This window comes from Phocicoccus pinnipedialis (assembly GCF_903994035.1).
In the GTDB taxonomy this organism is placed as follows: domain Bacteria; phylum Bacillota; class Bacilli; order Staphylococcales; family Salinicoccaceae; genus Phocicoccus; species Phocicoccus pinnipedialis.
Genome location: NZ_CAJEWB010000010.1, coordinates 364,650 through 377,008 on the forward strand (window position 1 = coordinate 364,650; position 12,359 = coordinate 377,008).

Consider the following 12,359-nt stretch of genomic DNA (forward strand, 5'->3'; position numbering starts at 1 on the left):
TTATATAAATGTCAGGTGAATACAATGGCAAACCAACCACTAAGTTATAGAATGAGACCAAAAACAATCGATAACGTTCTCGGACAGAAACACCTTGTTGGCGATGGCGGCATTATTAGGCGTATGGTAAAAGCGAAGCGACTCTCGTCAATGATTCTCTATGGTCCTCCTGGAATTGGAAAAACAAGCATCGCAAGTGCCTTAGCAGGATCTACAAATTTAATGTTTAGAACACTTAATGCGGTCTCTAATACTAAGAAAGATATGGAACATGTTGTAGCTGAAGGTAAAATGTCAGGCTCTGTAATTTTAATGTTAGATGAAATACACAGACTCGACAAAGCGAAGCAAGACTTTCTGCTCCCTTATCTTGAAAACGGAACTATTGTACTCATCGGTGCAACAACGTCAAATCCATATCATGCCATCAATCCGGCAATTCGCTCACGTGCTCAAATATTTGAACTTCATCCATTAAGTAGTGAAGAAGTAAAGATAGCAATTTTGCACGCATTAGAGAATAAAGAAAACGGATTGGGAAATTATGATGTTGAGATAGAAGAAGATGCATTAGAGCACTTCACAAATAGCGCACAAGGAGACATCAGAAGTGCCTTAAATGCATTAGAGCTTGCTGTTTTATCTAGTGAGTCCGTTGATGGTAACATCAAAATTACTTTAAAAGATGCACAAGACACAATGCAGCAGACTACTTTTTTACATGACAAGGATGGTGATCAGCACTATGACGTGATGAGTGCCTTTCAAAAATCGATTCGTGGAAGTGATGTAGATGCAGCTCTACACTATCTCGCTAGACTTATTTCTGCAGGAGACTTAGTCACTATAGCAAGGCGACTACTTGTTATTGCATATGAAGATATTGGACTTGCTAATCCTGTACTAACCAGTAGAACATTAGATGCAATAGTTGCAGCGGAACGACTTGGATTTCCAGAAGCGCGAATTCCACTTTCACACGCAGTGATTGAATTGGCCTTGTCACCTAAGTCAAATACTGCGATAAAGAGCATTGACAATGCATTAAGTGATATTAAGCATGGGCGTGTAGGGATTGTTCCAAAACATCTGAAAGATGGACATTACGCTGGTGCAAAAGAACTCGGAAACTCAATCGAATATAAATATCCACATGAATATCCGAATCATGTTGTTAAACAACAATATCTACCAGACACACTAAAAACTAAAAAATACTTTAAAAACGATGGAATCTCAAAATATGAATCTCTTTTAAATGATACGTATAACAGGTTAAAACACTATTTTAATTAGAGATAAAGACACACAATTCGAGATTGTGTGTCTTTATTTTGAAAATTTTAAAATAAAAAAAGCACTCCATTCGGGATGCTTTTAATCTATATGCCTCTAAAAATATTGCGTCGAGCTTGCTTTCTTTTCTTTAGTAGCTCACACATTTTATCTTCATGTTTTGTTTGTTTTACTTCATTTAGTTTTTCATCATTGGCTTTGATTACATGTGCCATTAAACACCCGCAACCTTTCCATTTCAAATTTACGTTTATTATGATAACACACATTTTAATAAAATAAAGTGATTTTAATAAAATTAAAAATATAAAAAAGCAGCCAATAAATTGACTGCTTTAGAAATACCCAACATAAGCCGTGTGTATTTGTCGATTAATTTGGCCTGCTCATTGCAGGTGGGTGCCCTGTTCCAATTTCCGAACGTCCCAACATCGTCATGTAGGCATGCTCTTCCAATGAAAACTCGTGCTCCCGATTTAAAAGGTGTTAGGTCAAAATACAACCGACACATCACGAACCTTTCAGGAATTTCTTATTAATATAATTTTATCACTCAACTTTATAGATTGCAATAAATATGACTAAAATATCTGACAAACGTTGATATCACAGTTCTCGCAGTTGTTAATACGCTTTAATTCTTCTAGTTCTAGTATAGTAATTTTCTTCTTCTCAATACTCAGAATTCCTTCATTCCGCATTTCTCTCAAATATCTATTTACTACTTCTCTCGAAGTTCCTATTAATTTAGCTAACTCTTGGTTCGTTAATTTAGTGTCAATCAACACTCCGTCACTTTTTCTAACTCCATATGTATTTGTAAGGCGTATTAAAACACTCGCAAGCGCACCGTACTTTCCGAACATAATTAGATCTCTTATTTTAGTGGAATGTCTTGACCGTTCGAGATCCACCCATTTCATCCACTCTTTCGTATAATCTTGATGTGAGTATACCGCTTCTTCAAACTTGTGTTTTTCAATACGAATTAATTTACAGTCTACCCTCGCCTGAGCAACTGTGTTGAATGTTTTGGGTCCACAAAAAAGCGTCACAGCTCCAAAAATTGAATGTGTTTTTAATAAATGAGTTACCAACTCTATCCCTTCTGGTTGCATTCTAGATATGAAGACCTCACCCGAAATTAATAAATAAATAGAGTCTGTATGATCTCCAAAATTGTATATATAATCATCTTTTTTAACTTGAATTGATGTACCATTCTCCTTAATAAATTGAATTATTAAGTTTGGCTGAAATAATTGTGTCATCAATATCTCACCTTCTCATCATTACTAAAAATTCTATCACAAAATGTGACATTTATCACTTTTTTACGCAAAAAATTGTCATACAATGTTCATAACAAGAGATTATGGAAGGTGATTACATGTCAAATAACAAAAAGAAAAAAGACACTGTAAATGAGAATCATCACGACGGAATGAACCTAAAAGGAACATTCCTTATGGTTATGACACTCGGTGTCATAATGGTGATATCGTGGTTTGGTGCATTTATGCTGTTTATGGAGAGAATGTAGAGGATGGTGAACAATTGTGCATAAATACGAAAAAATTTGGCTGACATTTGGTACGAGTGCTTTAGTTATTTTCTTAGTTATTTTAGGTATATCAGCTGTGCATCAGGGACACTCACCTGCTGCAAGTGGTATTGAAACGATAAATCCAGAGCATGTCAGAGATGACGCAAGATTTAAAGAACCTGGATTGTACGAATCAGACACTGATGAATATGACTATGAATTATATTTTGTAGCGAGTGCGTTTCAATATGAACCTCGTGAAGTAGAGATTCCAAAAGGTTCTAGAGTAAGAATTCATGTGACAACTCCGGATGTCATTCACGGTTTTGAAATCGCCCAGACGAACGTCAATATGATGGTTGAACCAGGTCTAATTTCAAAATATACTGCAAATTTCAATAAAGAAGGCGAATTTTTAATCATTTGTAACGAGTATTGTGGTGTTGGTCATACAGATATGACTTCATTAATTAAGGTAACTGGAGGTGAGGAGTAATGTCTGTACAAAATTACACAGGGAATATGATTTTTGATAAAAATACTATAATCGATCCAAAAGATGGACGTCTTGTGCTCGCGAATATGATTTGGGTAATCGTGGCACTACTCATCGGTGGTACAGCTGGATTACTTCAAACACTAGTACGATCTGGACAATTTGAACTTCCTTTTGGAATCGGTTATTATCAATTACTTACATTACATGGAGTCATTTTAGCATTAGTACTTACGTTCTTCTTCATTATGGGATTCCAAACAGCAGCAGTTTCACGCGTTTGTGGACCGTTGAATAAAACAGAAAGAAGGCTTGGTTGGATTGGGTTCTGGTTCATGACAGTCGGTACACTTATGGCTGCAGCAATGATTGCAACGAACCAAGCATCAGTATTATATACGTTCTATGCCCCGCTTCAAGCACATGGTTTGTTCTATGTAGGTCTTACACTCGTAGTGATTGGCACTTGGCTTACAGCGACGAGTCAAATAATCAGATATCAAAGATGGAGAAGTGAAAACAAAGGGCAAAAATCTCCATTACTTGCTTTCATGGTCGCAGTGAACAACGTCATGTGGTATGTATGTACATTGGGTGTTGCATCAATGACATTATTCCAATTCATTCCTTGGTCATTTGGATGGATTGAAACGATAAACGTTAAACTTACACGTACTCTATTTTGGTACTTTGGACATGCGCTTGTATACTTCTGGTTATTGCCAGCATACATGGTATGGTACGTAAGCATTCCAAAGATCGTTGGTATTAAAGGTTTTTCAGATAAGCTTGCAAGACTCAGCTTTGTATTATTCCTATTCTTTTCAATACCGGTTGGAATTCACCACCAATTAGTAGAGCCAGGAATTGATGCATTCTGGAAAGGTCTTCAAGTGATTCTTACATTCATGGTAATCGTCCCATCATTAATTACGGCATTTAGTCTATTTGCGACATTTGAAACATACGGACGTAAACAAGGAGCAACGGGACTTCTCGATTGGTTTAAAAAATTGCCATGGAAAGACGCTCGATTTGTACTCCCATTTGTTGGTATGTTGTTCTTTATCCCTGGTGGACTTGGTGGGATTATCAATGCGTCAGGCCAGATGAACCAACTTGTACATAATACAATTTGGATTGTCGGACACTTCCACATTACAGTAGGTGCTCCGGTAATTCTTACGTACTTCGGAGCGATGATGTTCTTATTACCACACATTACTGGTAAACGGATTTCATCATCAATGAATACGATGGGATTGTGGCTTGCATACACATGGGCGCTTGGAATGGGTATCATGTCAATGGCAATGCATATTGTTGGACTTAAAGGTGCACCACGACGTTCTACTTTCTCAGAATACGGTGGACATGAACTTGCACAAGAGTGGATTTCTTATCAAATGATGCAAGCAGTTGGTGGAGTATTCTTATTCATTGCGATTATTATTGCAGTAACCTTATTTGTTCAGCTTATTATGGGACCACCTTCAGCAGAAGTAGAAGAATTCCCAGTAGCAAAATTCCTTGATGAGGATGTTAAGAATGTTGGATGGATTGAGAACTGGAGATTACTTGTAATCATCACAGTGTTCCTAGTATTAATAGCTTACACAATGCCAATATCACAGATATTTACAGAAAACATTGCAGGATCTAAAGGATATAAATTCTGGTAAAATAAAATGCATCTGCCACAATTTTGCGGCAGATGCATTTTTTATTCGTCTTCTTTTGTTTTGATGATATCAATGTGCAATTCTTCTAATTGCTCTTTTGATACTGTAGAAGGAGATTTCATCATTAAGTCTGATGCACTTGTAGTTTTAGGGAACGCGATTACATCACGAATGTTATCTGTTCCAGCAAGTAGCATAACAAATCTATCTAGTCCGTACGCAATTCCGCCATGTGGTGGTGCACCATATTTAAATGCCTCAATTAGAAATCCGAATTGTTTATCTCTCTCTTCATCAGTAAACCCTAATGCTTTAAACATTTTTTCTTGTAGATGCGGATCTGAAATACGAATCGATCCTCCACCTAATTCATAACCATTTAATACAATGTCATATGCGTTTGCTTTCGCCATTGTTGGATTTGTTTCCAGTAATCCCTCGTCTTCTTTCTTTGGTGAAGTGAATGGGTGATGAGCCGCAATGTAGCGTCCTCTTTCTTCATCGTATTCAAATAATGGCCAGTCTGTAATCCATACAAAGTTGTACTGTTTCTTATCAAGTAATCCTAAGTCTTTAGCTAACTTATTACGTAGGTTGCCGAGTGAAGCATGTACAATTGAAGGTTTGTCTGCAACAAATAGAACTAAGTCATTGTTTTCAACGCTTAATAATTCTTTAAGCTCATCTTGCTCTCTTTCTTCAAAGAATTTAGCAATTGGCCCTGTGAATGTATCTTCGTTGTACTTTAACCATGCAAGTCCTTTTGCTCCATAGTTTTTAACATATGCTTCTAGTTGGTCGACATTCTTCCTTGAATACTCTGATGCTTGGTTTTTAACAACAATTGCTTTAACTACCCCACTGTTTTCAACAGTTGATTTAAACACTTTAAACGCCACTGTCTTAGAAAACTCGCTTAGGTCTTTTAACTTCATGTCGAAACGTGTGTCTGGTTTATCTAGACCGTATTCATTCATTGCTGTTTCGTGAGTCATACGTGGGAATGGTATTTGTACATCTAAACCTTTTACTTCTTTCATGACATGACTTATTAAACGCTCATTCATCTCTATGATATCTTCTTGGTCAGTAAATGACTTTTCAATATCGATTTGAGTAAATTCAGGTTGTCTATCTGCTCTTAAGTCTTCATCTCTAAAGCATTTAACAATTTGATAATATCTTTCAAATCCACCAAGCATTAATAATTGCTTATAAATCTGTGGTGATTGTGGTAATGCGTAGAATTCACCTTCGTGAATTCTTGAAGGTACAAGATAGTCACGCGCTCCTTCGGGTGTTGACTTTGATAGAAATGGTGTTTCGATGTCTACAAACATTTCCGCGTCTAAGAATTCACGCACTGCCTTTGTAGTCTTATGTCTTAATCTTAAAATATTTTGTAATTCTGATCTTTTAAGGTCAACGTAACGATATTTTAATCTAATATCTTCATTGATGTTGTCATCGGAAATTTGAAACGGAGGTGTTGCTGCTTTTGATATAATCATCACTTCACTTATAATCACTTCTAAGTGACCAAGCGCATTGTTCTTATTTACCTGACTTTCGTCACGGCGGACGACTTCACCAATTGCTTCGATAACAAATTCTGTTCTCAATGTTTCTGCTATTTCAATCGCTTCACTTGAAACATCTGGGTTAAATACGATCTGAACGAATCCCGATGCATCACGGAGGTCAATAAATATTAACCCTCCCAAATCACGACGACGCTGTACCCAACCATTCAATTTTACTTTTTCACCAATCATATGTTCTGTAATTTCATTTACTAAACTACGCTTCATCAAAATTCACTTCCTCTTCAAAACAATCGAGATTTGCCTCAACTTCTTTTCGTGTATCCATATTTCTAACGTGAATTTTTCCTGATTCTAATTCACTATCTCCGAGTACAATCATATATCTTGCTTTTTTTCTATCAGCATCTTTAATTTGTGCTTTCATACCACGTTTTTTGTAATCCATGTCCGCACTAAATCCATTTGTACGTAAACGATTCAAGATTATACTCGCTTCAATACGCGCTTTTTCTCCCATTGTCACAAGATAAAAATCGATTGAGTCATCGATTGGTAATTCAATAGATTCGGCTTCTAATGCTAGTAATAATCGTTCTATTGACATACCAAATCCAATTCCTGTTTCGTTTGGACCGTCTAACATCTCAATCAATCCATTGTATCTTCCGCCTCCTGCAAGTGTCGTGATAGAACCAAATCCTTCAGCGCTACTCATGAGTTCAAAAGCAGTGTGCGTATAGTAATCAAGTCCCCTTACTAAGTTAGGATCTACGATAAAATCAATCCCCATATTTGTAAGAGTTTCCTTAATTGCTTCAAAATACGCTTTTGAAGACTCATTTAAATAATCTTGAATATTTGGAGCAGTCGTCATTAATGGGTGTTTCGCATCTGCTTTACAGTCTAAAATTCTCATCGGATTCCTATCGAGTCTTGACTGACAGTCTGAACAAAACTCACCAATTGAAGGTGCAAAATGTTCTCTTAATGCTTTTTGATAGTCTTCACGGCTTTCGAAGTCACCAATTGAGTTAATGTGTAACTCTAATTTTTCAAGTCCAAAGCTTTTGTAGATATCTAGTAAAAGACTGATTACTTCAACATCTATCAACGGATCTTCGACGCCAATAACCTCAACACCAAATTGTTCAAATTGACGGTAACGCCCTTTTTGTTGGCGTTCATATCTAAACATCGGACCTTGATAAAATATTTTAACTGGTTGATTAGGATCACCGTGCATTTTGTTTTCAATATAACTACGTACAGCAGGTGCAGTACCTTCTGGACGTAGTGTCATACTACGTCCACCCTTATCAGTGAACGTGTACATTTCTTTATTTACGATATCTGTTGTATCGCCCACTCCACGAACAAATAATTCTGTTTGTTCAAAGATAGGTGTACGAATTTCTTTATAATTAAAATTACGGCATGTTTCTCTTAACACTTCTTCAATATATTGCCATTTTATAGAATCTACAGGCAATATATCCTTAGTTCCTCTTGGAATTTGTATCATAATTAGTTCCTCCATGTATAAAAATATCCCTTATACCCGTTAAACGGATATAAGGGACGAAAAAGTCGTGGTGCCACCCTACTTTTTGCACAATCGTGCACTCATTTAAGCTATTAAAGTGAAATAGAAGTGTCCAGACAAGTGTTGTATTCATTACTCGCACCAACCGTAATGTCTCTAAAAATACGCTACCCTAAGTCTTCTATTCGTTTATTATAATAGTAATAATTATAAAGTGTTGTTACAACCTAGTCAAATCATTTCTTCTTATTCACATAATTGTCGATACCTTCAGCAATGCCGTGGACCATTCTCTCTTGGTAACCCGGATCATTTAATAATGAATCATCCACACTATTTGAAAGATATCCTAATTCAATTAATGTTGCAGGATAATCGAGTTGCCAAATCACCTGATAACTCATCTCTTGTGTACCACGGTTTGCTATGAATGCATACTGGTCAAGTGATTCACTAATCGTTTTAGCAAACTCAATCTGGTTTTCATATCTATAGAATGTCGTAAAGCCTGATACTTCACTGCTTTCGAATGCATCACTATGTATACTAATGAACATATCACCCTCCAACTTACGATTATCAAGTGAGACAGTTTCATTCTCTTCACGAGTAATCACCACGGTTGCACCCGAATCTTCAAGTACTTCTCGTAATTTATTCGCAACGGAATAGACAATATGTGCTTCATTTACACCAAAAATACTCGGAGCACCAGGATCATCCCCACCATGACCTGGATCTAACACGATCGTTTTTCCCTCTAGGTTATATGATTGCTTCTCAAAGCTGATTTTTATAGGTTCATACGTATCATTTGGTTCATATTTTTTAACGATAAACACAAAAGTAATTATAAACAAAACAGAAACTGTTAATAAAAAGAGTGGTTTCACATATAGATGTTTCTTATACTTTAAAAACTCACCAAATTTTTTAAGTATTAATTTTAAAACATCCATTATAGAATTTTACCCTCTTTTGATTCATAAATGATCGTAATTGGACCATCATTTGTAAGTTTTACATCCATATTCTCACCGAAGAATCCCGTCTTCACAAGTAATCCTTGGTTTTCTAAAGCTTCATTAAACTTTTCATAAAGAACTTGCGCCTTCTCACCAGGAGCTGCGTCTGTAAACGAAGGTCTATTCCCTTTTTTTACATCAGCATATAAAGTGAACTGCGACACACTTAGGATGTCGCCATTCACTTCTTTAATTGAACGGTTGATTTTACCTTCATCGTCTTCAAAATTGCGTGCATTCGCAATTTTTTCAGCGAGCTTTATCGCATCCGCTTCAGTCGATGATGTACTTACACCAACAAGCAATAAATAACCTGTATGAATTTCGTTAAATAATTCGTTCGTCGAAACTGAAGCATGGGATACTTTTTGTAATACGATTTTCATTTTAAGACCTCACTTAAACACACGTTCTACACTATATATATCAGGTAGTTGTTTAATTTTCTCTACTAATTTATATAATTCATCGTTAGATAAAACCATGACAGACAGTGTGATAACAGCATATTTGTTGATATCAGCTTGACCATTTACTCTTGTGATAGGAATTTTTTCACTTGAGACCAGGTTCAGTACTTCATTTACTAAGCCACTTCGGTCATAACCACTAATTTCAAGATCTACTTGGTATCTCTTATCCTTCTTCTTATTAGCTACCCATTCTACTTCAATGAGACGCTCTGTCTCATTTTTAATGTTCGGACAGGTTTTTACGTGAACTTTTACGCCGTGACCTTTAGTGATATAACCAATAATGTCATCTCCAGGAATCGGATTACAACACTTAGCAAGATTTACTAACATGTTGTCCATACCTTCTACGACTACGCCACTTTCAGATGAAATTTCTTTATAGTGTTTTGAACGATCAACGTCAACAACCACATTTGATTGAATAGCTTCCGGTAACTTGATGTTTGCAGTTAAGCGGTTTGTTGCTTGAGAAGGGGTAACTCCACCATAGCCTACTGAGGCATATAGATCGTTCTTTTCTTTTAAGTTATATCGTTCTAAAACATCTGATATGTTTTTATCAAATAATACTTCTTCGACTTCATAACCGCGAGATTTGATTTCTTCTTCAATTTGGATTCGACCTTTTTCTATATTTTCAGCACGGTCTTGTTTCTTGAAGAATGATCTAATCTTGCTCTTAGTGCTCGATGATTTAACCATTTTAAGCCAATCTAAGCTTGGGCCAAACGATTGCTTACTCGTTCTTACTTCTACAATGTCACCCGTTTTAAGCTCATGATTGATAGGAACAAGTTTACCGTTCACTTTCGCACCGATCATCTTATTGCCCACTTCGGAATGGACCTGGTAAGCAAAATCTATCGGGATTGCTCCACTTGGTAGTTCAATAACGTCACCATTAGGCGTGAATACATATATCTTGTCAGATAGCAGATCATTTTTTAATGCCTCCATAAACTCCTGAGCATTTGAATAAGATGATTCCGTATCGACAATATCTTTCACCCATTTATTTGCAGATGCAGCGTCTTTTCCTTCTTTATAAGCCCAGTGTGCGGCAACCCCATGTTCTGCAACTTCGTGCATCTCGAAAGTACGAATTTGAATTTCTAGTGGGTCACCATTTGGACCAACAACCGTCGTATGAAGTGACTGATACATGTTAGGTTTAGGCATAGCGATATAATCTTTAAAGCGTCCAGGCATCGGTTTCCATATCGTATGGATAATACCGAGCGTTGCATAACAGTCACGAATATCATTTACGAGTACTCGAATTGCAAGTAAATCAAAAATTTGGTCGAACTCTTTGTCTTGATCGTTCATCTTTTTATATATGCTATAAATATGCTTAGCTCTACCAGATAAGTCATGCTCAATCAGTGTTTTTTGAAGCTCTTCTTCAATCATTCCAATCGCACGGTTGATGATGATTTCACGCTCACTACGTTTCTTCTTCATATAGCTCACGATTCTGAAGTAACTCGCTGGATCAATATATCTGAGAGAGATATCTTCTAGTTCCCATTTAATACTAGAAATACCTAGACGATTCGCAAGCGGTGCATAAATCTCTAACGTTTCTTTGGAGATGCGTACTTGCTTTTCTTCAGGCATTGCCTTCAGTGTACGCATATTATGTAACCTGTCTGCAAGTTTAACTAAAATCACACGAATATCATTCGCAATCGCTATGAATAATTTACGATGATTTTCAGCTTGTTGTTCTTCAACTGAACGGTACTTAACTTTCTCAAGCTTAGTTACACCATCGACGATTTCAGCAACCTCTTCGTTAAACATGTCTACTAGGTCACTGTGAGTATATTGGGTATCTTCTACAACATCATGTAAGAAGCCGGCAACGATCGTGGGCATATCTAATTTAAGCTCGGCTAATATTCCAGCAACTTGAATAGGATGTGCGATATAAGGCAATCCATTTTTTCTGAATTGACCACGATGGGCTTTTTCAGCAAGATGATACGCTTTTTTGATCATATCAAGTTCTTCGTATTTAAGATATGCACCACACATAGTGAAAACGTCTTGATCCGTATATGGATACTCCTTACTCATACTCATGTTCCGATACCCCCTCCATCATTTTAGATTTAAACTTAATTTTACACTATTTTGGTTTACAAAAAAAGCCTGAATTATCAGGCTTTAAAGCTATTAATCTTCGTATTTAATTAATGAAATATAGTCGTATCCATCAAGCAATGATTTTCCGTTCAGGTATTCAAGCTCAATTAGAAACGCCATTCCAGCTACAACTCCACCTAATTCTTCAATAAGTTTAATTGTTGCTTTAACAGTACCTCCAGTTGCCAATAAGTCGTCAGTGATTAATACACGTGCACCTGGTTTAATGGCGTCTTTATGCATTTCTAAGGTGTTTTGGCCGTATTCTAAATCGTATTCAAACGCAACAGTTTCTCTTGGGAGTTTGCCCGGCTTTCTTACAGGTGCAAACCCAATACCAAGTTTATAAGCCACTGGGCATCCGATGATAAACCCGCGTGCCTCAGGTCCTACAACGATATCTATGTCAAGGTCCTTCGCGTATTCTGCAATTTGGTCAACTGCATATCCGTATGCTTTACCGTTATCCATGATCGTAGTAATATCTTTAAATTGCACACCTTCTTTAGGCCAATTCTCTACTTCTGAAACATACTGTTTTAAATCCATGATTTCCTCCCAAGGACATTACTTTATTCATATATTTTACCATACTAA

The 12,359-nt window shown here is 36.5% G+C and carries 12 protein-coding genes and 1 other RNA gene; 4 read left to right on the plus strand and 9 right to left on the minus strand.

Annotated features, from left to right (window positions below; translation table 11 throughout):
- Nucleotides 1-24: 24 nt before the first annotated feature.
- Nucleotides 25-1,296, plus strand: a complete 1,272-nt coding sequence (locus H9D55_RS06120) for a replication-associated recombination protein A (RefSeq protein ID WP_186077793.1) — start codon at nucleotides 25-27, stop codon at nucleotides 1,294-1,296.
- 86 nt (nucleotides 1,297-1,382) lie between these two features.
- Here the strand turns inward: H9D55_RS06120 and H9D55_RS08215 are convergent, their stop codons facing one another.
- From H9D55_RS08215 to H9D55_RS06130, 3 genes are all read right to left on the minus strand, one after another.
- A complete protein-coding gene (locus tag H9D55_RS08215; RefSeq protein WP_268884002.1) occupies nucleotides 1,383-1,511 on the minus strand; it encodes a hypothetical protein in 129 nt (42 codons plus the stop codon).
- Nucleotides 1,512-1,634: 123 nt separating this feature from the next.
- A non-coding RNA gene (gene ssrS / locus H9D55_RS06125) (6S RNA) lies at nucleotides 1,635-1,827 on the minus strand.
- Nucleotides 1,828-1,877: 50 nt separating this feature from the next.
- Entirely contained in the window at nucleotides 1,878-2,567 is a 690-nt protein-coding gene (locus tag H9D55_RS06130; RefSeq protein WP_186077795.1) for a Crp/Fnr family transcriptional regulator, read from the minus strand.
- A 119-nt stretch (nucleotides 2,568-2,686) separates the two neighbouring features.
- Here H9D55_RS06130 and H9D55_RS06135 point away from each other — a divergent pair, with 119 nt between their 5' ends.
- From H9D55_RS06135 to H9D55_RS06145, 3 genes are read left to right on the plus strand one after another with little or no spacing between them, the layout of a single operon-like run.
- Nucleotides 2,687-2,839 (plus strand): cytochrome c oxidase subunit 2A, encoded by a 153-nt coding sequence (locus tag H9D55_RS06135; protein WP_186077797.1) that lies wholly within the window; start codon nucleotides 2,687-2,689, stop codon nucleotides 2,837-2,839.
- Between the two features lie 16 nt (nucleotides 2,840-2,855).
- The gene (locus H9D55_RS06140) at nucleotides 2,856-3,338 is read left to right on the plus strand and encodes a cytochrome c oxidase subunit II (protein WP_186077798.1); all 483 of its coding nucleotides are present in this window, start codon (nucleotides 2,856-2,858) and stop codon (nucleotides 3,336-3,338) included.
- Nucleotides 3,338-5,020 carry a b(o/a)3-type cytochrome-c oxidase subunit 1 gene (locus H9D55_RS06145; protein ID WP_235963129.1) on the plus strand — a complete coding sequence of 561 codons (1,683 nt, stop codon included), beginning with the start codon at nucleotides 3,338-3,340 and terminating at the stop codon, nucleotides 5,018-5,020. Before H9D55_RS06140 ends, H9D55_RS06145 begins: the two co-directional genes overlap by 1 nt.
- Before the next feature lie 41 nt (nucleotides 5,021-5,061).
- On the opposite strand, the gene aspS is transcribed toward H9D55_RS06145, so the two are convergent.
- From aspS to H9D55_RS06175, 6 genes are all read right to left on the minus strand, one after another.
- On the minus strand, nucleotides 5,062-6,831 hold the full coding sequence (gene aspS, locus H9D55_RS06150) for an aspartate--tRNA ligase (protein ID WP_186077800.1): 1,770 nt from the start codon (nucleotides 6,829-6,831) through the stop codon (nucleotides 5,062-5,064).
- Entirely contained in the window at nucleotides 6,821-8,089 is a 1,269-nt protein-coding gene (hisS, locus tag H9D55_RS06155; protein WP_245202341.1) for a histidine--tRNA ligase, read from the minus strand. The genes aspS and hisS overlap by 11 nt, the downstream gene beginning before the upstream one ends.
- A 257-nt stretch (nucleotides 8,090-8,346) precedes the next feature.
- On the minus strand, nucleotides 8,347-9,069 hold the full coding sequence (locus H9D55_RS06160; RefSeq protein WP_186077802.1) for an N-acetylmuramoyl-L-alanine amidase family protein: 723 nt from the start codon (nucleotides 9,067-9,069) through the stop codon (nucleotides 8,347-8,349).
- Nucleotides 9,069-9,521: a D-aminoacyl-tRNA deacylase gene (dtd, locus tag H9D55_RS06165; protein WP_186077804.1), complete on the minus strand. Its 453-nt coding sequence runs from the start codon at nucleotides 9,519-9,521 to the stop codon at nucleotides 9,069-9,071. The genes H9D55_RS06160 and dtd overlap by 1 nt, the downstream gene beginning before the upstream one ends.
- Nucleotides 9,522-9,530: 9 nt before the next feature.
- A complete protein-coding gene (locus tag H9D55_RS06170; protein ID WP_186078215.1) occupies nucleotides 9,531-11,693 on the minus strand; it encodes a RelA/SpoT family protein in 2,163 nt (720 codons plus the stop codon).
- 99 nt (nucleotides 11,694-11,792) lie between these two features.
- Nucleotides 11,793-12,311: an adenine phosphoribosyltransferase gene (locus tag H9D55_RS06175; RefSeq protein ID WP_186077805.1), complete on the minus strand. Its 519-nt coding sequence runs from the start codon at nucleotides 12,309-12,311 to the stop codon at nucleotides 11,793-11,795.
- Nucleotides 12,312-12,359 lie beyond the last annotated feature (48 nt).